This is a genomic window from Blautia sp. HA3515 (assembly GCF_059933065.1).
The window spans coordinates 1-23,940 of record NZ_JAYFUY010000021.1 but is presented as its reverse complement, the minus strand read 5'-3'; the positions used below and the strand labels follow the sequence as shown (position 1 = coordinate 23,940).

The 23,940-nt window shown below is 44.9% G+C and carries 23 protein-coding genes, 6 pseudogenes and 1 riboswitch; of the genes and pseudogenes, 2 read left to right on the top strand and 27 right to left on the bottom strand.

All coding sequences use genetic code 11. The annotated features are described in order from the left end of the window. Positions 1 to 56: 56 nt before the first annotated feature. From R1Y93_RS00855 to pepD, 21 genes and pseudogenes are all read right to left on the bottom strand, one after another. Positions 57 to 611, bottom strand: a complete 555-nt coding sequence (locus R1Y93_RS00855; RefSeq protein WP_500821274.1) for a hypothetical protein — start codon at positions 609 to 611, stop codon at positions 57 to 59. Between the two features lie 131 nt (positions 612 to 742). Continuing rightward, the gene (locus R1Y93_RS00850) at positions 743 to 1,090 is read right to left on the bottom strand and encodes an Ig-like domain-containing protein (protein ID WP_500821273.1); all 348 of its coding nucleotides are present in this window, start codon (positions 1,088 to 1,090) and stop codon (positions 743 to 745) included. A 4-nt stretch (positions 1,091 to 1,094) separates the two neighbouring features. Continuing rightward, positions 1,095 to 1,367, bottom strand: coding sequence for an Ig-like domain-containing protein (locus R1Y93_RS00845; protein WP_500821272.1), 273 nt, complete (start codon positions 1,365 to 1,367; stop codon positions 1,095 to 1,097). Beyond that, complete coding sequence (locus R1Y93_RS00840) at positions 1,328 to 2,209, bottom strand: hypothetical protein (protein ID WP_500821271.1); 882 nt, start codon at positions 2,207 to 2,209, stop codon at positions 1,328 to 1,330. Before R1Y93_RS00840 ends, R1Y93_RS00845 begins: the two co-directional genes overlap by 40 nt. Next, positions 2,154 to 2,501: a hypothetical protein gene (locus R1Y93_RS00835; protein WP_500821270.1), complete on the bottom strand. Its 348-nt coding sequence runs from the start codon at positions 2,499 to 2,501 to the stop codon at positions 2,154 to 2,156. Before R1Y93_RS00835 ends, R1Y93_RS00840 begins: the two co-directional genes overlap by 56 nt. Positions 2,502 to 2,690: 189 nt before the next feature. Continuing rightward, a riboswitch (cobalamin riboswitch) is annotated at positions 2,691 to 2,918 on the bottom strand. Positions 2,919 to 3,043: 125 nt separating this feature from the next. Next, on the bottom strand, positions 3,044 to 4,474 hold the full coding sequence (locus tag R1Y93_RS00830; RefSeq protein ID WP_500821269.1) for a VanW family protein: 1,431 nt from the start codon (positions 4,472 to 4,474) through the stop codon (positions 3,044 to 3,046). Positions 4,475 to 4,481: 7 nt separating this feature from the next. After that, positions 4,482 to 5,768, bottom strand: a pseudogene (hisIE, locus tag R1Y93_RS00825) (bifunctional phosphoribosyl-AMP cyclohydrolase/phosphoribosyl-ATP diphosphatase HisIE). Positions 5,769 to 5,789: 21 nt separating this feature from the next. Next, positions 5,790 to 6,378: pseudogene (gene hisB / locus R1Y93_RS00820) on the bottom strand (imidazoleglycerol-phosphate dehydratase HisB). Next, the gene (hisD, locus tag R1Y93_RS00815) at positions 6,375 to 7,688 is read right to left on the bottom strand and encodes a histidinol dehydrogenase (RefSeq protein WP_500821268.1); all 1,314 of its coding nucleotides are present in this window, start codon (positions 7,686 to 7,688) and stop codon (positions 6,375 to 6,377) included. The pseudogene hisB and the gene hisD overlap by 4 nt, the downstream one beginning before the upstream one ends. A gap of 22 nt (positions 7,689 to 7,710) precedes the next feature. Next, positions 7,711 to 8,349, bottom strand: a pseudogene (hisG, locus tag R1Y93_RS00810) (ATP phosphoribosyltransferase). 4 nt (positions 8,350 to 8,353) lie between these two features. After that, the gene (gene hisZ, locus R1Y93_RS00805; protein WP_500821267.1) at positions 8,354 to 9,469 is read right to left on the bottom strand and encodes an ATP phosphoribosyltransferase regulatory subunit; all 1,116 of its coding nucleotides are present in this window, start codon (positions 9,467 to 9,469) and stop codon (positions 8,354 to 8,356) included. A 154-nt stretch (positions 9,470 to 9,623) separates the two neighbouring features. Next, positions 9,624 to 10,157 carry a Holliday junction resolvase RecU gene (locus tag R1Y93_RS00800; RefSeq protein ID WP_158420403.1) on the bottom strand — a complete coding sequence of 178 codons (534 nt, stop codon included), beginning with the start codon at positions 10,155 to 10,157 and terminating at the stop codon, positions 9,624 to 9,626. 14 nt (positions 10,158 to 10,171) lie between these two features. After that, positions 10,172 to 10,728 (bottom strand): annotated as a pseudogene (lepB, locus tag R1Y93_RS00795) (signal peptidase I). Continuing rightward, positions 10,725 to 11,717 (bottom strand): RluA family pseudouridine synthase, encoded by a 993-nt coding sequence (locus R1Y93_RS00790; protein WP_500821266.1) that lies wholly within the window; start codon positions 11,715 to 11,717, stop codon positions 10,725 to 10,727. Before R1Y93_RS00790 ends, lepB begins: the two are co-directional and overlap by 4 nt. Before the next feature lie 8 nt (positions 11,718 to 11,725). Next, on the bottom strand, positions 11,726 to 12,349 hold the full coding sequence (locus R1Y93_RS00785; RefSeq protein WP_500821265.1) for a hypothetical protein: 624 nt from the start codon (positions 12,347 to 12,349) through the stop codon (positions 11,726 to 11,728). After that, positions 12,309 to 14,169 (bottom strand): annotated as a pseudogene (locus R1Y93_RS00780) (YgiQ family radical SAM protein). Before R1Y93_RS00780 ends, R1Y93_RS00785 begins: the two are co-directional and overlap by 41 nt. Positions 14,170 to 14,199: 30 nt before the next feature. After that, positions 14,200 to 15,012 (bottom strand): GTP pyrophosphokinase, encoded by an 813-nt coding sequence (locus tag R1Y93_RS00775; RefSeq protein WP_500821264.1) that lies wholly within the window; start codon positions 15,010 to 15,012, stop codon positions 14,200 to 14,202. Between the two features lie 87 nt (positions 15,013 to 15,099). Continuing rightward, positions 15,100 to 15,495, bottom strand: coding sequence for a M23 family metallopeptidase (locus tag R1Y93_RS00770; protein ID WP_500821263.1), 396 nt, complete (start codon positions 15,493 to 15,495; stop codon positions 15,100 to 15,102). A gap of 70 nt (positions 15,496 to 15,565) precedes the next feature. Further along, the gene (locus R1Y93_RS00765; RefSeq protein ID WP_500821262.1) at positions 15,566 to 15,904 is read right to left on the bottom strand and encodes a hypothetical protein; all 339 of its coding nucleotides are present in this window, start codon (positions 15,902 to 15,904) and stop codon (positions 15,566 to 15,568) included. 64 nt (positions 15,905 to 15,968) lie between these two features. Further along, a complete protein-coding gene (locus tag R1Y93_RS00760) occupies positions 15,969 to 16,511 on the bottom strand; it encodes a M20/M25/M40 family metallo-hydrolase (protein ID WP_500821261.1) in 543 nt (180 codons plus the stop codon). After that, positions 16,471 to 17,421: a beta-Ala-His dipeptidase gene (pepD, locus tag R1Y93_RS00755; protein WP_500821260.1), complete on the bottom strand. Its 951-nt coding sequence runs from the start codon at positions 17,419 to 17,421 to the stop codon at positions 16,471 to 16,473. The genes R1Y93_RS00760 and pepD overlap by 41 nt, the downstream gene beginning before the upstream one ends. 74 nt (positions 17,422 to 17,495) lie before the next feature. Here pepD and R1Y93_RS00750 point away from each other — a divergent pair, with 74 nt between their 5' ends. Together R1Y93_RS00750 and R1Y93_RS00745 are read left to right on the top strand one after the other, a co-directional pair. Next, positions 17,496 to 17,930, top strand: coding sequence for a hypothetical protein (locus R1Y93_RS00750; protein ID WP_500821259.1), 435 nt, complete (start codon positions 17,496 to 17,498; stop codon positions 17,928 to 17,930). A gap of 169 nt (positions 17,931 to 18,099) precedes the next feature. Further along, a complete protein-coding gene (locus R1Y93_RS00745) occupies positions 18,100 to 18,438 on the top strand; it encodes a hypothetical protein (RefSeq protein WP_500821258.1) in 339 nt (112 codons plus the stop codon). A 31-nt stretch (positions 18,439 to 18,469) separates the two neighbouring features. On the opposite strand, the gene R1Y93_RS00740 is transcribed toward R1Y93_RS00745, so the two are convergent. The 6 genes and pseudogenes from R1Y93_RS00740 to R1Y93_RS00715 form a co-directional block, all read right to left on the bottom strand. After that, positions 18,470 to 19,093 carry an ATPase gene (locus R1Y93_RS00740; RefSeq protein ID WP_158420411.1) on the bottom strand — a complete coding sequence of 208 codons (624 nt, stop codon included), beginning with the start codon at positions 19,091 to 19,093 and terminating at the stop codon, positions 18,470 to 18,472. Between the two features lie 12 nt (positions 19,094 to 19,105). Continuing rightward, positions 19,106 to 19,600, bottom strand: coding sequence for a pantetheine-phosphate adenylyltransferase (coaD, locus tag R1Y93_RS00735; RefSeq protein WP_500821257.1), 495 nt, complete (start codon positions 19,598 to 19,600; stop codon positions 19,106 to 19,108). A gap of 41 nt (positions 19,601 to 19,641) precedes the next feature. Beyond that, positions 19,642 to 20,201, bottom strand: a pseudogene (gene rsmD, locus R1Y93_RS00730) (16S rRNA (guanine(966)-N(2))-methyltransferase RsmD). Further along, positions 20,198 to 20,593 (bottom strand): methylglyoxal synthase, encoded by a 396-nt coding sequence (locus R1Y93_RS00725; RefSeq protein WP_158420414.1) that lies wholly within the window; start codon positions 20,591 to 20,593, stop codon positions 20,198 to 20,200. Before R1Y93_RS00725 ends, rsmD begins: the two are co-directional and overlap by 4 nt. A 331-nt stretch (positions 20,594 to 20,924) precedes the next feature. Continuing rightward, positions 20,925 to 22,646, bottom strand: coding sequence for an Ig-like domain-containing protein (locus tag R1Y93_RS00720; protein WP_500821256.1), 1,722 nt, complete (start codon positions 22,644 to 22,646; stop codon positions 20,925 to 20,927). Between the two features lie 264 nt (positions 22,647 to 22,910). Continuing rightward, a complete protein-coding gene (locus tag R1Y93_RS00715; RefSeq protein WP_500821255.1) occupies positions 22,911 to 23,756 on the bottom strand; it encodes a hypothetical protein in 846 nt (281 codons plus the stop codon). Positions 23,757 to 23,940 lie beyond the last annotated feature (184 nt).

Here is a 23,940-nt window from a genome sequence, read left to right as displayed (position 1 = left end):
CAAAGGTAAAGCGAAACGTTCCATCTGTATCAGCAGTTCCTGTTATTACCTTTGATTTATCTGCATCTTCTTTTTCCTACATACAGCCTGTCAAACACACTGTCATTACCTTTCACCACCCAGGGGGTGATCTTGTCTTCTGCCGCTGTATAATCAGCAATACTTGGGCTGAACTCCTTATCCTTGAAAATATCTTCCTCTTCCGGATCTTTTCCTCCGGGTCTTTTTCTTCCGGATTCTTTTTCTCTGTATCTTCCTTTTTCAGGATCTTTCTTTTCCGAGTCTTTAGACTCTGTATCTTTCTTTTCAGTATCCTTCTTTTCTGAGTCCTTTTCCTGGGAATCTTTCTTTTGCGGATCTTCTCCTTCAGAGTCTTTAGACTCATTAGCAGCTTCCTTTTTATCGGTTTCTGCATTATTAAGTGCTTCTTTTTCTGGCACAGCTGTAGGGGAAACAGATATCTCCGGTATTTCTGATGGCTGGGGAGCCAGGGAAATGGCAGGGATCTGATCACTGCTCTCCTGATTCTCGCCAAAAGCTGCCACAGCTGGAGTGACGGACATGGCAGCGGTTAAAAAAAGTGCAAGGAATCTTGTTGAATTGCGTTTCATATGAATCTCCTCTGTTAAACAGGAATCTGCCCTGCAAAATATTGTGCCACACAATGCTTCACAGGACAACTGTTCTTCTTTATCTGTATCTACTATTTTTTTGTAACTGTAAAAATACGGAACAGTTACATTTATTTTACTTTTACTGTACAAGTTGCTTTCTGTTTGCCTACAGTAACTGTGATCTTAGCAGTTCCTTTTTTCAGGGCTTTTACTTTTCCCTTGGAATCTACGGTAGCCACTTTCTTGTTGCTGGACTTAAATGCAGCTTTCTGTCCGGTTGTTTTGGGAGTGGTTGTTACTTTTAATTTGGCAGACTTGCCAGCCTTTAAGGTAAGAGTACTCTGTACCTTTACACTGGTGCATGGATCAACAACAGAAACCTTCACGGCTGCCTTCTTGCCGTCTGCTGTTACTGTAATCGTAGCTTTGCCGGCTTTCTTTGCAACGATCATACCGGTCTGGTCTACGGATGCCACATTCTTATTGGAAGATTTCCCATTTCAAGGTTGTGGTTGCGCCTGTTGGATTCACTGTGTAAGATGCATAAGTCTGAGTTCCCTTATTCATGGTAAGGGCTGCCTTTTTCATCTTAAGGGATTTTACTTTTACGGCTTTTTTGGTTACTGTTACAGCAATGGTTTTTTCCTTAGATCCTGCTTTTACAGTGATCTTGGTCTTACCTGCTGCTTTAGCAGTGATCTTACCAGCATCGTTTACTGTAGCAACGGAAGGATTCTGGGAAGTGTATACCACTTTGTGCCTGTGGTATTTGCAGGTGCTGCAATGGCACTGACTGTCCTAGAGGCTCCTGCCTTTAAGGTAAGCTTGGAAACAGAAACCTTTAATGAGGTTGCTGCAACTGCTGCAGGTGTGGGAGCCGGTGTCTCAGTAGGTGTGGGTGTAGCAGTAGGTGCCGGTGCCTCATTCAATGTTACATGAAGAGTATAGGCGATCTCATGTGCCACGCTCATACCTGTAGTCAACGCAAGGATCTTCACATCTTCATTCAGGTCAACCGGGATCCTGTATGTAACGCCGAAAGTATTCACTGTACCGTTAAACAACTGATTGTTTGCTTTTACATAAGCATATTTCTTGCTGCTAAATGTAACATCTGCAAAAGCTTTGCCATTTTCAACAATCACCTGTGGGCAGGTAATGGTCACTTTACCTGTACCGCCTGTAGCTGTAAAGCTCTCCGGTGTATAAGTACCATCCGGAAGTGCTGTGCTGTTATCTACAGGATCTGTAGCAGCAGCAAGAAGCTTGGATGAGTTGAAGGTGATCTGACGCTCAAACCACTTATTACTGCTGGTTGAATGAGAACTTATAGTAATCACCTTATCAAGAGCTGATACTGCAAAAGGACCATACTCATAAAGCCCATTATTATCATGATAAGTGATCATACCGTCATCTCCAGCTGCCTCTGCTTCTGTCTTTGTTCCAAGGAACAGCTTGTCATAGGTCTTTCCTGATAAAGTAATGGTACCTACCATTTTACCGTCTTTATCAGAATATAATGTAGCGCCTACTACTTTAAACATGGGAGAGTTTGTGGTCACTCCCAGGTGCAGCTGCATCAGAAAAATCAAAGGTATAATATCCCTGTGCTGCAACGGTTCCCGGATTCTCTGCATCCTCAGCTATCGGTGCGGCTTCCTCCGGATAAGCGGTAAATGCACCATCTAATACATCAGATGTCACTTCCTCCTGGTCTGTAAACTCAGAAAAATCTGCCTCATCAGACTCATCAAAAGCCTCATCCTCTGTTACATCCTGTACATCCACTTCTGCTGCAAGATCTTCCCCAAGTACAGGAAGCACATCTCTGGTTGTCATTGCAGCGCAAAGAAGCATTGCAAGAATGATTTTTCGTTTTTTCATGATCTTTTATCCTCCTGTTATTTCCAATCAATTTGAATGAAGACATGTACTGCTGTACAAAAAAAGAAGCCTGCTTCCGGCTTGGAAACAGGCATCACAATTACTCATATCATTATATACATAGTCCAAAAACATATGTGCAATAAAACAATACAAGAAATAGCAATGAATCGCTTTCGTCGGAAGCTTCCATCTTCAGCATTCACAGCAGGTTTCCTGGCTCACAGATCAACAGATATCTGCTCCTTCTCAAGAAGAGACGGCTTCCATGAGTCCTATCGGATCCAGGCTTCTTCTCAATGGCCCTGCAGTATCCTCCCTGCTCACAGTGACCGGATCGTTCAGGACTTCCACCTGATTCCCTTTAACAGCCGGAATTGTTGCCTCCTGGCTGACACTGTAAACGGTCTTTATTCATTTCCTGTATTATAGCAAAAGCATTTTTTGAAATCAATACGATTTCCTTTAAATTTGTGAAAAATCAAACAAAATCACATATTCTTACGATGGCCTGTTTACAGCTCTGTGGTCATAACGCAAGATCAGCTGATGTAATGGCTGCTGCAGATTTCCTCCGTTTCCAGCAGATTTCCATCCTGGTCATATACATGACGATAAGTTTTGTAGCTTTGTGCATCCAGCTGCTGGGTAGTTACCTTTACTGTATTGGAATTTGTTTTTGTACCATAGATCTTCACATTAACGGAACCATCTGCATAAGTGGCAGAGATCCGGATAGGATACTCAGTATTATTGCAAAACTGAAAGTCAGGATCTCCCCAGGATACAGCGGCATCCAGCCCAGCCGGCACATAATCCACCCTGCCGGAATGATTGGTACGTTTTACAATTTCCAGATCTGCGTACAGGCATGCATCAAACAAGGTGGTGGAAACCTGACAGATCCCTCCGCCGAGTCCTTCCGCATGCTGTCCGTTTACAAAAACACCGGCAGCCTTATACCCTCTTTCGGCTGTACGCTCTCCTAAGGTTTCATTGTAAGAAAAGGTCTCACCAGGCATCAGTTCAATTCCATCAATTGCTTTTGCAGCAAGAGTCAGATTGGTGATCCGGTTGTCAGTACCGCCTCCATAAGTATTATAGCTTCCCAGTACATCCCGGTATACCCGACTGGTCAGATCACCGGTTGTCACCTCCGGCTGGATCTGTTCAAAGTCCACTGTAAACACACTGCCCTCTTTAGCCTGTCTGTATTCTTTGGCCGCCTTTGCAACATCAAAGGATATCCCTGTCTTGGAAGGAACGATCTCATAATCATTCTTTTCATCCATATATGCATCTTCCGGCTCCTGATAGATCTGCTTATAATAAGCCTTGAAATCCGGCTCCTCTGGTGTAACGCTGATCGCTGCACACTGGATCTGTGTGTCAAGATCCAGACTGGCAGCTGCATGCAGGAGCTGCTCCTTTAAAGCATCTGTATCTGCCTGAACACCAGTTTTCCCCTTCTTTATGATCAGACTGTCATCTGTTATCCGGCACACAGGCTGTACCACTGTATTTACCTTTTCAATCTCCATATAAGAGATCACAGAAGACACTGCCTCCGGATGGGTCACCTGGGGAAGAAGAGTGATCTCTTCTGCCTTGTCATCTGTCATAAGGCGTATCCGATCAAGACCTCTTTTATACCAGGCACCATGGCCAAGCTGATAGGCCTGTTCCACCACTTCCCAGGGATCCATGCCAAGCATAGGAAATATGTAAGCCTGATAAACTTCGTCGGACAGTTTCACCTGGATAGCCTTATCCTCATAAGTCTTTTTAAAATCTGTCAGGATCGCTTCTCTGGCCTGGGCTTTTGTCTTTCCCTGGATGGAAATCCCATTGACCTGAACATTTTTCCAGATCACGGAATCATTTAAAAGCACACACCAGACCAGATATAATACGGCTGCCAGAAACACTGCAGCCGCTGTAATACTGAAAGCTTTTTTTGCTTTTCTTTTCATATGTAAATCACCGTCTGGCAAGTTCCCTGGTAATGTCCTCCCAGGTAACCCCCTTCTCCACCATTAATACCATTGCATGATACAGAAAATCAGAAATCTCGTATTTGATCTCCTCTTTATCCGGATTCTTTGCAGCAATAACGATCTCCCGTACACTCCTCACCTACTTTTTTCAGGATCTTGTTCGATTCCCTTGTCAAAAAGATAATTGGTATAAGAGCCTTCCTTTGGATGCTTCTTCCTGTCCATGATCACATCATACACATCCTGAAATACGTGAAGGGGATTGGTGTCATCATAATCCTTTTTCATAAGAGGCTGGAAGAAACAGCTTCTGCTGCCTGTATGGCAGGCTGCACCTACCTGATCCACCTTTGCAAGGATGGTATCATTGTCACAGTCAAGGGTGAGAGACTTTACATACTGGAAATGTCCGGAGGTAAGGCCTTTCGTCCAAAGCTCATTTCTGCTTCTGCTCCAGTAAGTCATCCTTCCTGTCTTCAAAGTGGCTCGGAACCCCACGCTCGTTCGTATTAAGCTACCATCAGAACTTCATCCGTCTTATAATCCTGAACAACCACAGGGATCATCCCGTCACTGTTCAGCTTAAATTCACTCCAGGCAATATTGCTTTCGTAGGTATTTACAGTAATCCCCAAACCCTGGCACCTGTCCTTAAAATCCAGCAGATCCTTTTCCATATTGCTTACAAAGGCACCACAAACCCCGCTTACAGCATCTGACCCAAGAAGCTTAATAAGCTTCTCTTCATTCTGTTCATCTGTATGAAGGATCACAGGAATAGAGGAAATCTCAGCCACCTGATCCTGCACCAGATCCAGGGCAAGCACTGCAGATGCATAATTTTCGATCAGTTCTTTATTTGCAGTAAATTCTTCAATGGAAGAAAGACACACGACCATCTTTTCTTTTCCAAAGCGTTTGGATACCTCTTTCCAGAAGCTTTTACACTGCTCTCCTTGGAAAAGTTCAGCACAGCACAGGCACAGCCTGCGTAGATCAGCTTTTTCACATCTTCCATACGCTTAATATTGCCGGCGGCCATTACCGGAACTTCAGAAGCTGCACAAATGTCGCGGATCTTGCCGATGGCTTTGTCATGCTCCTCGTCCTGAGAGGAAAAGTCAAATACCAGCAGTTCATCTCCACCGTTATCGCTGTAAAACCTTGCCAGCTTTTCCACATCTCCGTCACCTAACAGATTTCTCTGTCCGAAACCGGTTACTGCCTTTTCAGACTGAAGGTAAAGGCAGGGAATCAATCTTTTCTTCATGATTTATATTTATTCTCCTTTTTATAGGCTTCCTTTTGTAGATAAAACATCTGTAATACGGGGATCAAAGGACACCGCCATATCCAGGGCTTTTGCAAAGCTTTTAAACATAGCTTCTGCCATATGATGGCTGTTGCCGGGGTAAGTACCTTAATATGAAGGTTCATCTGTGCACTGTAAGAAACTGCATAGAAAAACTCACGTACCATCTCTGTAGACATGCCCCCTATCTTCTCTGTGTGGAACTGTGCATCCCAGGAAAAATAAGGCCTGCCGCACAGGTCTACTGCACAAAGCACCAACGTTTCATCCATGGGAAGGATAAAGCTTCCATACCTGCGGCATCCCTTTTTTGTCTCCCACTGCTTCCCGGATCACTGAGCCAAGGACGATCCCAGGTCTCTTCGATGGTATGATGGTCATCCACCTGCAGATCCCCCTGCACACGCAGCTGAAGATCAAAAAGGCCATGTCTTGTAAATCCCTCCAGCATGTGATCAAAAAATCCGATACCTGTAGAAATATCTGAAACTCCGGTTCCGTCCAGATTCAGCTTCATCTGGATCTGTGTCTCTTTGGTATTTCTCTGTGCCAAAGCCTCTCGTATCATAATGAATCCCCTTCGTCTTCTTTTTCAAAACGTACTGCTATAGAATTTGCATGTGCTGTCAGCTGCTCAGCAGTTGCAAACTGTACAATATCCTTATGGATCTCCTTTAATGCCTCTCTGGAATAATATACTATACTGGATTTCTTAATGAAATCGTCCACAGAAAGTGCAGAGAAAAACTTAGCTGTTCCGTTGGTTGGAAGCACATGGTTTGGTCCTGCAAAATAATCTCCCAAAGGCTCGGAGCTGTATTCTCCGATAAAGATGGCTCCTGCATTACGGATCTTCATCATTACCTCAAAGGCATTGGCTGTTACGATCTCCAGATGCTCAGAAGCGATCTCATTAGCAGCTTCGATAGCTTCATCCATATCTTCTGCGATCAGGATATAGCCAAAATTCTCCAGGGATTTCTCGATAATCTCTCTTCTTGACAACACCTTCAGATATCCTTCGATCTCTGATTGAACCTTCTTTGCCAGTTCTGTACTGGTGGTGATCAGAATGGCAGAAGCCATCTCATCATGCTCTGCCTGGGACAGAAGGTCTGCAGCCACATAATGGGGATTAGCTGTATCATCTGCAAGAACAAGGATCTCACTTGGACCGGCTACAGAATCAATGCTTACATGTCCGTATACAGCCTTTTTGGCAAGTGCAACAAAAATATTGCCAGGTCCTACGATCTTATCTACCTTAGGGATGCTTTCTGTACCAAAGGCCATCGCTGCAACAGCCTGGGCACCACCCACCTTATAGATCACATCTGCGCCGGCTTCCCTTGCAGCAACCAAAGTGGTAGGATAAACCTTCCCATCTCTTCCCGGAGGGGTACACATTACAATATTAGGAACTCCTGCAACCTTGGCAGGAACAATATTCATCAGTACAGAAGAAGGATAAACTGCCTTGCCCCCTGGTACATAAACGCCCACCCTGTAAAGTGGAGTTACCTTCTGGCCCAGCATAGTACCGTTTTCTGAGCTGGTAAACCAGCTGTTCTGCCTTTGCTTCTCATGATAGGTGCGGATATTTACCAGTGCCTTGCGGATCACTGCAAGAAGGGACGGGTCTACCTGCTCATATGCTTCTTTGATCTCTTCTTCCGTCACCCTGATATTCTCTGCTGTAATATCGGCTTTATCAAATTCCTTCGTATAGCCAAAAAGAGCCTGATCTTTCTCCTGCTTAACTTTATCCAGGATCTGGGCAACTGCCATCTCATACTTTCCGTAACTGGAAGGACTTCTCTTTAACAGATTCTCAAGAATGTCTTTGGTAGATTCTTTTGTTAATGTTACTGTACGCATTGGTTTATCATTTCCTTTCCTATCAGATCACTTTACGCAGGTCATCGATCAGCTTCCGGATCCGTTCATCTTCCATTTTCATACTTACCTGATTGACTACCATCCTGGCAGACAGAGGGCATACCTCTTCCAATACCTTTAACCCATTCTCACGAAAGAGTGCTTCCGGTCTACTACAATATCTACGATCACCTCAGATAATCCTACAATAGGAGCCAGCTCAATGGATCCGTTCAGCTTGATGATCTCCACTGTCTGGTGCTTCTTGTTGTAGAAATAATCCTTAGCGATCACCGGATACTTGGTGAGCAACCCGGATCAGCTGGTTGGAATCCAAAAGCTTCCGTGCACTTTCAGGCCCGCATACGCACATCCTGCAGGCACCAAACTTCAGATCCATCACCTCATAAAGCTTCCTGCCTTCTTCCATAATGGTATCCTTACCAACGATCCCAATATCGGCAGCACCGTACTCTACATAAGTAGGCACATCCGGTCCTTTTGCAAGGAAAAATTTAAGTTTCAGGTCTTCATTGACAAAGATCAGCTTCCTGGAATCCTTATCCCGCATTTCCTCGCAGGTAATACCGATCTTTTCAAACATATCCATTGTCTTGGATGCAAGACGCCCTTTTGTCAGGGCAAATGTCAGATATCTCACTGTTCTAGTCCTCCTTCTCAGGTCTGAGTGCTATGTTTTTGCCCTGGCTGCGAAGCTGTTGTGCCTGCCGGATGGCTTCTTTGCGTCCTTCCGGTTTGTAGGTGATCACTTCCACAGTATCCTCCACAGGGATCTGCAGCTTCTGCCTGGAAAGAGCAGTTAAAAGACTGTCTACAACAATGGCAAATCCAATAGATGGTGCAGCCTTCCCGAAATGCCTAAGAAGGTCATTGTACCGGCCTCCCTTTACAAGCGGCTCGCCTGTACCATAAGTATATGCCTGGAAAATAATGCCTGTATAATAATGATATTTACTTACCATAGCAAAGTCAAAAGAAATATATTTCTCATAACCGTAAATCTTCAGGATCTGGTAGATCTCTTCCAGTCTTGCCACAGCCTGAAGGGCTTTTGGTTCCTGAGTGAGGGCTTTTGCCTTCTCAAGCACATCAGAAGACCCAAACATACGTGGCAGCTGTGCCAGTGCATTGCCAACCTTCTGGTCAATCCCAAGACGTTCTACCAGCTCTTCTACACCGAAATAATTCTTCATGGAAACAAGGCTGCGAAGCTGCTCCTCATCTTCAGGACTCATCCCTGCCTGCTCAAGAAGTGAACGGAAATAATCCACCTGGCCTACACTCACCTGAAAATCTGTAAGGCCGGAAGCCAGAAGGCACTCAACAGTCATTGCCAGAAGCTCTGCATCTGCTTCCGCAGAATCATCACCCATACGCTCAACGCCCATCTGGGTAGACTCTTTCAGCCTGCCCTGATAGCTGGAATTATTAATAAAAGTGTTGCCTGTATAACAAAGGCTTACCACTTCCTTTTCAGGAGAAAAATAAGTGGCACAGGCTCTTGATACAGAAGGGGTAAAATCAGGACGCAGCACAAGGGTATTGCCTTCTCTGTCAAAAAATTTATAAAGGTCTTTGGAAGGGATCGTACCTACCTCCCTGCTGAACACTTCAAAATATTCAAAACCGGGGGTTTCAATATCTTCATAACCATATCTGCGGAACACGCAGTGTAGTTTCTCCTGCAGGCTCCGTTTCTGGCTGCATTCGCCATTATATATGTCCCGGACTCCTTCCGGCGTGTGAAATATACGCTGCATCTTTTATTTACCTCCATTTGTGCTTTCACATGATGTATGCCCCAAAAGATCTGCTGTGTGGAGCATGATATAAATCCTTACACTTTAGTATGCTACCATGGTAGCATACTACTATACGAAACAAACAAGATTATAAAGGATTTCCTGCAGGTTGTCAATCCCGTAATTGCAGATCCTTCTGGATCCCTTCCAGATAAGGAACAAGAATACCGCTTTTTACAGGCAGATAATATTCCTGGCGAAGCTCATCCTCACGGAAGCTTTTACGCCCTCCCTCTTCCATCCGCTGCCAGAAAACCAGTAATTCCCGAAAAGGCAGATAATAGAAAAGATCCCTGGAGCTGAAGAAAATAAGAAAGAATGCAATGCCCCCCTGCTTTTCAAAATCCTTCATGAACGCCACCTGATGAGGATGGATATTGGCCAGAGGAAAGGTATGGGCACAGCATTCTTTTGCATCGAAGCAGACAGGGATCCCCTGTACTGCTCCTATATAATCTACGGTACTTCTCTGGTCAAAATAGGCCAATGTAATATGGCGGCTGTCCTTGTCCATCTTCACAGGTGTGATGGGGGTGGGGATCTTCTGGATCAATGCCAGCCCCTTTTCCCTGTATTGCTCATTAGTCCTGTTTACAAGCTCCTCCAGGGTGGATCCCCGAAGGCCTCTGCTGTTCCAGGTTGCCATCTTTTGTCCTCCCTTTAGTCTACCAGCTTAATGGAGGGATAATAACGAATTACAGCCTTGCCTACGATCTGATCGAAACGTACATAAGTATTCTTCCAGTATCTGGAATCCTTGGAATTATTCCGGTTGTCACCCAGCATAAAATAACAGTCCTCCGGAACCTGATATGGGCCGAAGCTGCCCTTCATGGTCTCAGGAATAAAGGAATCATCCAGCGGTGTTTCCGAACCGTCAATATATACCTTGCCATCTTTGATCTCCACAGTCTCGCCTGGAAGGCCGATCACTCGCTTGATGAACAGCTGGCTTTCATCATCCGGATATTTGAAGATCACAATATCGAACCGCTCCGGGTCTTTTACCTTCTTGGAAATCTCATGGCCAAACAGATCCAGGTTCACACCATATGCCAGACGGAAACCAAAGATCCGGTCGCCGGTCATGATCGTCTTTCCATGGATGCGGAAGGGATCTTTGCATTGATCAGTACCACATTGTTGATCAAAAGAACTACAACAACCACAATAATGATCATTTTTATGTAGTCCCATATTTCATGCCATACTTTCATAATAATTCATTCCTCCTGGTTATGTCTATTTTCTCTCTCTGAAGCACTTGCCCAAAAAGTCCGGGAACGGGTGCTGTTACAGTCCTGCCTTCCAAAGCCTTCAGACGTCCGCAGTCCTTTGGAAATACTATCCGCCTGCTGTGAAGCAGCTGGTATTTCAGCTGATATCTGTCCCGGAAATATTGGTTTGCCTTCTTATCCCCATATTTCTGATCACCTGCCACAGGATGTCCCTCACTGGCAAGATGGGCACGGATCTGATGGGTCCGCCCTGTGATCAGTTCTACCTCCAGAAGCGTGTACCTCCCATTATCACATACAGGTCTGTACCTGGTCTTTATAGGCTGGGAATCCTCTGTTCTGTCAGCAGATATTATTACTTTATTACATTTTTCGTCTTTATGCAAATATCCTTTGATATATTTTTCATTTTTTATTACACCAACTACCAGGCAAAGGTAAAACTTTTCCATATTCCTGTTATGGAACATTGCTGATAAGTCCTGCAGGCCTGTAAGGCTTTTACCTGCCGCCACCAATCCGCTGGTATTCCGGTCCAGCCGGTTGCATACCCCTGGCCTGAAGGTAGCCAGATCAGCCTCATTCAGTGCTCCTGTATCCAGAAGGTATCCTGTAAGGTACTCCACAAGGGAGGGTGTGCCGTTCCCGTCAGGCTGGGAAAGCATACCAGCCGGTTTGTTGATAAACAGTACATCCGAATCCTCGTATATGATCTGAAGCTTGGTTCTTGCATGGGATGGCTGCTTTGAGGATGAAAATTTCTCAAAAGTTTCGTCACTTAAAAACAGCTTTACCACATCTCCGGTACAAAGCATTTCATTGCCCTGGGCTTTTTTCCCATTAAGGGTGATGTTCTTCTTTCGCATCATTTTATAAAAAAAACTTTTTGGTGCTTCTTCCAACAGCTTGGCCAGATATTTGTCAAATCTCTGTCCTGCTTCATTTTCCCTGATCTTAAATTCCTTCATGGCAGCTCCTATAAACAAAGCGCAAGCAAAGTATGCTTCACCAGCTGATCTCTGTTCAGATCCGGATACTTGCTGTCCGGACGGAATTTGATCCCTTCCCTCAAGGAATCCTGATGAAGATTCATGGAATCCAGTCTTTCCAGAAATGGCCGGATATCCTTCAGGATCTTTACATCTACTTTATATCCATTGCCTCTTACAATATTCTGGGCATGCTCTTCCATGTAAGCTGTATCTACAGCCGGATCACTGGTGTAGCCTACCACTGTGTTGCCGCATACAGCAAATGCATCCAGATATCCGCTTTTTTCGTAAAATGTCATATACATTTCGTAGGCCATTTCCAGGTCTCCCTGATGTTTCCGGATCTTTTTATAAAGAGCAGGATCCATAGGCTTACGCATCCAGATCATGATCAGTCCTACCATAGATTTACAGCCAGGCAGGCATCCTACTGCTGCGATCACTGTCCAGATGGTATTTCTTGTTCCATGATATGCCCACATGGTTGCAAAAATAAAAAGAGGCACGCCAAGAAGAATGGCTGTAAGGATCAGTCTCCGTTTCTTCTCGCTTTTAAAATAGCCAAACTCACCTTTTTCGATTTTTTTTCGTTTTTTTGTTTTTTTCATGAAACTGCTCCTTTTTTCTGCTGCTGTTTTCAGGCCTTATCAGGCATTTGGGACCAAATCCTACCAGATCCATACGGCCTGCCATTTTCAGTCCCTCCAGCACCAACTCCCTGTTGGCCGGGTTTTTGTACTGCATCAGTGCACGTTGGATGGCTTTTTCGTGGGGATTTTTCGGTACATATACCTTTTCCTTTGTAATGGGATGGATCCCTGTATAATACATACAGGTGGAAAGGGTAGATGGTGTGGGATAAAAATCCTGCACCTGCTCCGGAGTATATCCCAGATCCCTTACATACTCTGCCAGCTTTACCGCCTCTTTCATGGTACACCCAGGATGGGAGGACATGAAGTAAGGTATGGCATACTGATCCTTTTGTGCCTGTTTATCTGCTTTATCAAATTCTTCCAGGAAACGCAGGTACACCTGATGAGAAGGCTTGCCCATGTAGTGAAGCACCTGATCTGACACATGCTCCGGTGCCACACGCAGCTGTCCGCTTACATGATATTTTACCAGTTCCCTTAAAAATGTTTTATCTGGATCAGCCAGCACATAATCAAAACGCACTCCAGATCTGACAAACACTTTTTTTACTCCCAGGAATGTCCCGAAGTTTCCGAAGAAGAAGCACATAATCCTTATGATCTGCCTTCAGATTCTTGCAGGGTGTTGGGAAAAGACACTGCCTGTTCTGGCACACCCCTTTGGTCAGCTGCTTTTGGCAGGACGGATGACGAAAATCGGCAGTAGGTCCGCCAACATCATGGATATAACCTTTAAAATCCGGTGCTTTTGTCATCTTTACGGCTTCCCGGATAATGGAATCGTGGCTTCTTGTCTGAAGGATCCTGCCCTGATGAAAGGTAAGGGCACAGAAATTACAGCCGCCAAAGCACCCTCTGTTGCTGGTAAGGCTGAATTTGATCTCCTCCAGTGCTGGGATCCCCCCTTTTTTCTTATACATAGGATGGTATTCTCCTGTAAAGGGAAGATCATACACATCATCCATTTCCTGGGTAGATAAAGGCATTGCAGGTGGGTTCTGGATCACATAGCCCCGGTTCCCATAGCTTTCTGCCATTGCCTTAGCAGTAAAAGGGTCTGTATTCCTGTACTGGGTTGCAAAGCTTTCTGCATACACTGCTTTGTTTTCTTTCACATCTTCAAAAGAAGGAAGGATGATAGGTTCATAGGCCCGTAAAAGATCCTTTGTCCTGTAGACAGTGCCTGCAATATAGGTGATCTCCTCAATGGGAATCCCACTATCCAGTGCTTCTGCGATCTCCAGGATTGAATGCTCTCCCATACCATAAGAAATCAGATCTGCCCCCGAATCAATAAGGATACTGTGCTTAACTTTATTCTCCCAGTAATCATAGTGTGCCATCCGTCGAAGGCTGGCCTCGATCCCGCCTAGGATCACAGGACTGTCTTTATAGCTTTGCCGGATCAGATTGCTGTATACCACCACTGCCAGGTCAGGCCGAAGTCCCATCTGTCCTCCCGGAGAATAAGCGTCCTTTTGTCTGTGCTTTTTGGATACTGTATAATGATTGACCATAGAATCCATGTTTCCGGCTGTAACAAGAAATCCAAGCCGGGGACGTCCAAATACCTGGATGCTTTCTTTTTTGCGCCAGTCAGGCTGGGGGATCATCCCCACCCTATATCCTCTGCTTTCCAGAAGCCGTCCGATAATGGCTGCACCAAAAGAAGGATGGTCCACGTAGGCATCGCCGCTTACATAGACGAAATCTACCTGTTCCCACCCTCTTTTTTTCATTTCTTCTCTTGTTACCGGTAAAAAATCCTGCATCTGATGCTCCTTGTATGCTTTATGTGTGATTTAATTCTGAAAATATACGGCCTGGGCACGATACCCTTCCGCAATAATATCCAGCTGTCTATGAAAACGTTCCAGCTGACGCAGATCCTTTGTCTTAAACACACGAAGAAACTCTGACTGTATTTTGAGGACTTCACGCTGATTGGAAAGCCTGTAAAGGTTCTCAATATTATTCAGGATATCTTTTACCAGATTAGACTGTACCTGGGAAGAATTCTGTGCATCCATGATCTCGCTTCGTACCAGTGACATCTCCCTGTCAAGGGAAATAATAGCTTCTGCTGCATTGCTAAGCCGCTCCGTAACATGGGGCGGCATATCCCCTTTGTACTTATACTGCAGGGAATGCTCTATGGTTGCCCAGAAATTCATGGCCATAGTACGGATCTGTATCTCTGCCTGCAGCCTTTTTGGACCATCTAATGTCTCCACAGTATAATAAATGATCAGATGATAGCTGCGGTATCCGCTTTGCTTAATATGCTTCAGATAATTCTTTTCACTTTTGACCGTCATATCTGTCCGGCTTTGGATCAGGGCCGCTACCGTCTCAATGTCCTCTTCAAACTGACAGATGATACGAACCCCTGCGATGTCTTCTACTTCTTCTTCCATCCGCTCCATAGGGATATGCTTCCGCTGCATCTTTTCCAGGATGCTGGTCACACTTTTTACCCTGCCGCTTACCTGTTCAATAGGGGAATATCTGTCATTTTCCCTGTGTTCTTCTATAATATGCTGGAATTTTACAGTCAGTTCTTTGACAGCCAGTTCATAGGGACATAAAATGCTTCTCCATAACTGTATTTCCATTCAAACCGCTCCTTAATTCAAGAATGCCTCGGCAATCCCTGCCGGAGGCTATATCAGTTGATACTGCCATACCCTTGCTTCCTAATCTTACAGATCAGATCTGCCTGTACTTTCCTGAAGTATTTTCAGAATATGATACGGATCTACACTCATCTCCTGTGCTTTGGGAGTCTTTATATAGATCCCCATATGAAAATGTACCGGAAATCTGCCTTTTGTACCTTTGGGTCCATAGCCGGTATTACCCATATAGCCTAAAATATCTCCAGCCTGCACCATTTCTCCTTCTGTGAATCTGTGATCATATTCTGACAAATGTGCATAATAAAAATAGCCACCGTGGGGAGAACGGATCCCCATACGATATCCTCCAAGAGGAAGCCACCCTGTCCTTTCTACCACGCCATCCGTAACAGAAACCACCGGATAGTATCCCGGCTCTGTAACAGGACCAAACAAATCCGTTCCTTCATGGATGTGCAATCCGCCATACTCTCTGGCTGTACCGTAGGTATCCTCAAAACAGGATATCTGCCCTGCTACAGGAAAGCATTTAAGATCTGCCCATATGGCCTGATAACTCCGGCACAGCTGCAGGTATGCCTTCTTTTTGATTCAGAAAAGGCTGATAATCTGCACAGATCCTGTCCGGTGCAAAGGTACCACTGATCATAGTGGCGGTAAATACCTCCCACATATCTGCGGACTTTGTGTCCATGATCTGCCGATAAAGCTCTGCGGGCATCTTCTGCCTGCGAAAAGCATCCTGATAGATGCTGTTTTCATTGACCCCAGACACACGGCTTCGTTCTTCCAGTACCAGCATCAGTGCCATCATCCACAGCATCAGAAATAAAAGGAGGATCCATGATCTGCATGGCCTTTGCTTCACCCTTGCACCTCCGTAAATCCATCTCTTATCAAAGTATGCCCACAGGAAAAGCTTTATGCAATTTTCAATCCTTTAGATCTTCTAGTGCTTTCAGAAGATACTTCCATACACGTTCAACGGAAGCTACCTCAAGAAGCTCCTCAGAGGTATGGATATCCTTCATATTCGGTCCGATGGACACACAGTCCAGCCCCTCCATCTTTTCATAGAAGAGTCCGCACTCCAGACCTGCATGAATAGCCACAACCTTTGGTTCTTCTTTATAGAGTGCTTTATAGGCGGCAACCATCTTATCCCTTAATGGGGAATCCTCCCTGTACTCCCAGGCAGGATACGCTCCCTGGATCTCATATTCTCCTCCAAGGAATTCCGTCAGATACTCCAGCTTGTCAGACAATGCATCCTTTGCAGAGCCTACAGAACTGCGTACACTGCTTACAGATTCAAATTCGTCTTTGTGAAGGGCAACGATCCCAGGGTTGGAAGAGGTTTCTACAAGTCCAGGAATGGAACCGCTCATCTTGCGGATACCATAAGGCATGTTCATCAGGAAAAAGATCACCTTTTCACCACTGACCGGATGCAGTACTTCTTTCCATGTGGCCAAGAAGCTCTGTAGAAATGGTAATCCCTTCATCCGTGCCTGTGTATTCTTTACGCAGATCAGTCTGAAATTTCTGTGCTAGCTGCTGGATCTTCAGAACATCTTCCGGTGCTGCCAGAACCTGAAATTCAGATTCTCTTGTAATGGCATTGTCCTTTGTGCCGCCTTCAAGGGAAATAATGGCAAAATCTGCCTGCTTCTTCATCTCATAAAGCATTCTTCCCATCAGAATATTGGAATTGGCTCTGTTTTTATCAATCTCAGCTCCGGAATGTCCGCCAGCAAGTCCAAAAATCCGGATCCTGATACCTTCTCCTACACCTGCTACCCGCTTTACAGGAATCGTACTGTATCCTCCCATGCCGCCGGCACAGCTGACCCACAGGCTGCCTTCTGCCTCTGAATCAAGATTGATCAGCCTGCGTCCTTTCAGCACGCTGCAATCAAAATCCATAGCTCCCAGAAGTCCGATCTCCTCGTCCACTGTGATCAGTACCTCTAATGGAGGATGGGGAATATCCTGGCTTTCCAGAAGGGCAAGGCCATAGGCTACAGCGATCCCGTCATCTCCGCCAAGGGTAGTGCCATTAGCAGTTACATATCCGTCTTCAGTTACAGAAAGATTCAAACCATCTTTCAAAAAATCATGTTCTACATCTGCACGTTTCTCACACACCATATCCATATGTCCCTGAAGGATCACTGTAGGTGACTGTTCATAGCCTGCTGTGCCATTTTTGTATATCACCACATTACCCAGGTGATCCTGTACGTATGCAAGGCCGTGACCCTTTGCAAAATCAACAAGATAATCACTGATGGCCTGTGTATTCCCGGATCCGTGTGGAATACCGCAAATCTCCTCAAAATAATGAAAAACTCTGGATGGTCTGCAATTTTCTAATGCTGCCATAGTTTTCTTACCTCCTAAATTTATGAATGATCATTCCCTGGACCCCATATACTAAAAGAAAAAGGGGTAAGGGCTTGAAAAAAAAGCTGTTTTTTGCAGGAATCTGCTTCCTGCTAGTTTTCCTGCTGGCAAATCCTGAAGCTGCCCTTCTTGCTGCAAGAGATGGACTTTCCCTGTGGTTTAATACCCTGCTGCCCACTTTGCTGCCTTTTCTGATCCTTACAGGATTGCTGATGAATATAAAGGTCTCATGGAAAATCCCCAAACCTGGCATTCGCCTGTGCCGGACTCTGTTCGGACTGTCCCCCTGGGGAATGTATGCCTTCCTCTTCGGAAAGCTGCTAGGATTCCCTGTAGGTGCCAAGCTGGCCTCTGACCTTACATATACAGGAAAGATCTGCCGACAGGAGGGGGAATATCTTCTTACCTTCTGCAGCAATCCAAGCCTGGCCTTTTTGCTCAGCCTTTCTGGGGCAAACCTGTCTGAAAGGACGATACCCTGCGAGTGATCTGCTTTTCCCTTTGTTTCTGGCAGATCTTTGCTGCATGCTGTTTTTCAGATTCTTCGTGTACAAAGGCTGCACTGCAGCTGATCATATGTGGCCTGATCCTGATGCAATAGCAGAAAAAAAGACATCCCAGGTATGCTCCACCGGAGCCCTTCTGGATGTCTGTATTATGAATGGATTTGAAACCATAACCAGGCTGGGCGGCTATATCCTGCTTTTCTCTGTGCTGTCCCCTTGCTTCAGCCAGTGTCCTCTTATCCCTGATACTTTCAAAGAAATCCTGCTATGTATCATGGAACTGACTACAGGCCTTAACAGGATCGCGTCCTCAAACCTGCCTGAACGTACCATATACCTGGCAGCAATAACTCTATCCTCTTTCGGAGGACTGTGCGTAGCCGCACAGACAAAAAGCGTACTGGATGGAAGACTTTCTTTCTTCCCTTACGCCTCTGCCAAATGTCTCAGTACAATCCTCACCCTCTGTATCCTCCTGATAGGGACATGACACAGTGGGCAAAGAAACGTATCCATTTAATTTACTGATCTTCTCCAAGGTCGTCCAGTGTCTCTGACTCCTGCTCAGGTGCCTGATAGGAATTGGAGATAGCTGCTGCCTGTGCTGTCTGAGGAGCAAGCTCCTGACGATTGTGATTAACCACATCCAGACAACTCTGAAGAGCTTCAAGAAATCCTTTATATTTGCCGCCTGCATCTTCCAGGGTCTGATTCAGTACTGAACCGATATTAGCCATCATATCATCTGTATAAGTAATGGCACTTAAACGAATGCTGTTAGCGTCCTGTGTAGCAGAATCCAGGATCTCCTGTGCCTGGCGGTTCGCTGCATTAATGGTCTCGTTAGCCTGAGCATATGCCTTCTGCATGATCTCATGCTGGGTAACAAGCTCCTGTGCTTTTGCCTGTGCATCTGCGATCAGTGCGTCTGCCTTGGACTGTGCATCCTCCAGAATAGCATCTTTATTGCTGATGATCTTCTGGTAACGTTTGATCTCATCCGGGGTCTTCAGTCTGAGTTCACGAAGAAGTTCTTCGATCTCCTCTTTATTGACAACGATCTTGGTTGTAGAAAGAGGCTGGTATTTACAACTGTCTACATACTCTTCAATCTCTTCAATGATCTGTTCAATTCTGCTGCTCATAGTACACTCTCCTTATTTTTCTCTATTTCTTAACTGGTACATCTTCGCTCTTACTGCCTCTGTGATCTGAGGCGGGGCAAACTTGCTGATATCCCCGTCGAACATGGCCACTTCCTTCATAATCGTAGAACTTAAGTATGCATACTCCAGACTGGTGGTCAGAAATACTGTATCCACATCCGGTGCAGGCACACGATTGGTCTGCGCCATCTGAAGCTCATACTCAAAATCCGTAACAGCCCGAAGCCCGCGAACGATGACCTGTGCCTTATTTTCTCTGGCAAAATTAACGGAAAGTCCGTTAAAAGGCTTAATAACAACATTTGGGATATGTTCCGTAGCCTTTTCTAGTATCTTAACACGTTCTTCTACAGAAAACAACGGACTTTTTGCAGAATTATGCAAAACTCCCACGATCACTTCGTCAAAGGAAACACTGGCTCTCTGAATCACATCCAGATGCCCGTAAGTTGCCGGGTCAAGCCCCGGATAAACTGCAACTACCATGTATGATGTTCTCTCACTCTCTTCAGGATTTACAGATGTGTTCAGTTCTCTTTTCTGGTTATGAATACATGCTTATTGGTCTTATATTCCTTGGAACGCAGCTGTGCAAATCCCATGGAATCAAGATAATCAAAATCAGTATCCAGATCAGCCTCCACAATGATCAGCGTATGCTCATCTACAAGACTGCTGTCTGCAAGATAAGCCAGAACCTGCTGCTCCAGATCCTGTCTGTAAGGCGGATCCATAAAAATGCAGTCGAAACTCTCTCCGCCTTCCAGGGAGCGTAATGCCTGCAGCACATCCATGGAAAGCAGTTTACCACTATCTGCAAGTTTTGTAAATGAAAGATTTTCCCTGATGCATGCACAAGCCTTAGGATTCTTTTCAACAAAGACTGCATAATGCTGCGCCACGGCTCAGTGCTTCATATGCCAATGGCTCCACTGCCGCTGAACAGATCAAGAAAACGGCAATCCGGAATTTCAGGCTGCAGCATATTGAAAAGAGTCTCCTTGATACGGTCTGTAGTAGGACGGGTCTCCATCCCAGGTACTGTTTTTAAATTTAAACGTCTTGCCTTTCCTGCGATCACTCTCATTTCAGATTCAGTCTCCAATCCAGATCGCCTCTTGCAAGTCCAAGGATCAGAAGCTCTGCTGTAGCGATATTGGTAGCAACAGGGATATTATACTGGTCGCAGCGTCTCACAATAGCTGTGATATCCGGCTCCTTTGGATCGATCATAACAGGATTGTAGAACAGAATGACCATATCCAGATCCTGGCGCTCTACCATCTCCATAAACTGCTTGTCACCGCCAATGCTTCCTGCCAGAAACTTGTGTACATGAAGGCTGGTAGCCTCCTCGATCCTGCGGCCTGTAGTGCCTGTAGCATATACTTCATGCTTTGCCAGGATATTCTTGTAGGCGATGCAAAAATCTTCGATCAAAACTTTTTTACTATTATGTGCGATGATTCCTAAATTCATGGTTACTCCCTTTCTCATGTCCAAATCTTCCAAGACATACAGGTCTGCAAACTGCAGTCTCCATACAGATTCTCATCACGATTCTTTATTAAAATTCTTCTTTTCCGTTTTATTATAACAAATGTATAAAAGAAGTGCAATTAAATCTTGAAAAATTAGGCAAATTTTTAGCTGATATTTTTTCTCTTCACAGCAATAAATTATCTCAGCCGAGAAGACTCCCACCTCTTTCAGGTGGTGAGTAACAGCTGGACTTGAATTTTCGTACATAAAACAAAAAAAAACTGAATAACGATGTACTAGTCATCACCGCCACAATCATAATTATCGTTTACTTTTTCACTGTCACATAAATCACTGCTTTTTTCTTTCCAGAACGTATAGTAATCCTTGCTTTTCCTGTTTTTCTGGCTATGATCACTCCAGATTTGCTTACTCTTACCACTGCTGTGGACGAGGAGGTATATTTCACTGTTTCCCTGGAAGTAACTGGCAGTATCACAGGTGTTAGCTTCTGTCTAAAGCCTTCCTTAATAAGAAGATTCTTTTTCGATATGCGGATACTTGCTGTTTGCACTGGATCTTTCTGTACCTTCACCTGGATCTTTGCCTGAAGTCCACTGTTCAATGTAACGGTTACCGTTGCTTTCCCGGTCTTTTTCCCTGCTTTCAGAATGCCCTTTTTATTGACTGTAACAACTTTTTTATTGCTGGATTCCCAAGATTTTACAGAATCTCCTTTTGCATATGTAACCTTTACCTTGTTTGTGGACTGCCCTGCTTTTAACGGAACAGTTTTTACATTTACACGGATCACAGGCTTAAAATTTGCCCCGGAAGTTCCTTCCTGCCCCTGTATTCCTTCATTAGTCTGGCCTTTATCCGGTGCAATAGCTGATTGTGGTTTATCAGATGGCTGCGGGACTGTAGTAGGCTGTGGAGTCACGGTAGGCTGTGGCACACTGGTAGGCTGTGGCGCGCTGGTAGGCTGTGGTGCACTGGTAGGCTGCGGTGCACTGGTAGGCTGTGGCGCACTGGTAGGCTGTGGTGTATCTGTGATCTCATAAAGTTTCAGATCCGGCTTCTGGGTAGTATCGCGCCAGTAGGTTTCCCCTACACTGTCATAATTAGTAGTGATTCTTTTTCCCGGCACAGCTTTTAGGCGGACACCATTACCCACAGAAATCCCTTCTGTATAAGCTGCACCTGCTGTAATACTGCTGTTTCCCGGCATCTGGCTTGCGCCGCCCTCCAGATATGCTTCTTTCGTATTAATGGTGCCGTTTCCCGCAACTCCATGGCCACCCTGATCACTGTGGCCTGTTCCACCTACAGCGATCAGCTTGCCTTCTCCTGTTACCTGACTATTTTCCAGGATCAGCGCATTTCCGCCTACCGAAGTGGTAGCGTAATCCTCCTCGCCGCCAAATACAGCCAGCACACTATTCTTCTCAATGTTCAGACTTCCGGAGGATACCTTTATGGCAGGCTGTCCGCTGTAGCTTTTCTTTCGTAGCAGGATCTGTTCCTGTGGGAGCGTCATCTCCACGTACATAAACCTCTCCCCCATCACCCCATTCCCATTTACCTGTATTACAGGTGAAATATTCTGACGTATCCAGCTGCCGTTAGCGAGAAAGTTTGTATTTGAATAGATAATGGAGTTTTCCAGGATTCCGCCTGTATCAAGGATGATCTGTCCATTAATAGAAGTTCCTGTAAGGATTCCGGAATAATCATCGTAGTTAACAGAAAGCCTTCCTCCATCCATCACTTCTACCTGTCCATGCAGAGAAGAATCCCGAAGATTCAGCATACCACCATTTTCAACCAGAATCTTCACACTGCTTAGGATTTTCATATTTACCATGGTCAATGTACATCCATTGGGAACGATCAGCGTTTGTACCGGATTCTTTTCCACTGAATATCCCAGTTCTCCGTAAGTACCACTTGTATGGGAGCCGTACCATGCCTTGATCTGTGTTGGTACCGTTACAGTTTCATTTACCCCTCCGAAATTAGGAATAGCCCACGGCTCCATATCATACATGTATTTGCCATCGGCTGTCTGTACTGCGTTTTCCAGTTTCAGATAATCCTCCAGCTTTTCATTCCTTGCAAATATTTTAAAATATAATTCATTACTTACTGCAGTTCTGCCTGTTTCATCTGTAACTGTTACACTTACCGGATGAGGTACCTACTTTATCCGGTACACCGCTTAAGGAAAGAGAACTGTCCCAGATAGAATACACACCGGACATTCCGCAGGAATCTGTATCAATATTAACCTTTGTTCTTTGAGAATTAACACTTACAACAGTGCTAAGAGGCTTCCAGTCATCTTCTGCCGGCTCATTTCCATCTGGAAGGATGGCAGCCTGAACCTCCACATTACTGTTTTTGTTGGAGGAAAACTGAGGTAGATGCGCCGCTGATCGCATCGTATCCGCTGTCCTGTCAGTGCTCCTTCAAAGCTGCCTACCAATCTGACAAACAAAGTATTTTCTCCATCTGAAGGACCTTCCTTGTCATTACCCGCCTGTGCATGATAAACAACTACCTCAAAAGTATTTCCCTGCCCTTTTACCTGGAGCACAAGATCTTTATACTGCAGATTGGAAATGGTGATCAGATCACCGCTTTTCAGCATGCCGCTTCCACTTCCATCAAAATATATTTTATTTTCGGACGGAGCCAGATAATAAGCTTCAGACGAAAAAAGACCAAGTTTAGAATCCGTTTTTCTCCATTCCTTGCCATTTACAAGTATCTTGCTGATCCCGTCCACATATCCGGATTCTCCAGCATATAATACCTGACTGTCATTATATCCGGAACCATCTACAATACCAGTAAAACTGGGTGGTGTTTTCAACTCCAAAGAAGCTTCCCCTGAACTGAAAAGATCTGAATCACTATCTTCAAATACTGTTTCTTCAGGGCCGTCAGGCTGCTCTTTTACAGACGGCTCATCCTGGTCAGAAAACTGTATTGCATCAACAGATGCGGATGCTTCTGAATCATCTGTAAAAAGCTCTTCATCCTGTACATCAACCAGCTGTGTATCTGTTTCCTGTTCTGCTGCCAGAAGCAGCCCCTGATCAAAAGAACTGACAAGCAATGCCATAGCTCCAAGGAGTGCTATTTTCTTCTTCATTTGTTCGTACCTCTTTCATATTGTTAGTATGCTCTTATATATATTATATATCGCTAACGTGATAATATCATATCAAACTTCATTCCGCAATACATAACTTTCAGTAGGCAAGAAAACAAGTCATTCATCGTCAAAAACAAGTCATTAACATCACTCCCCTTGATTTTGCCGAATTCAAATGCTA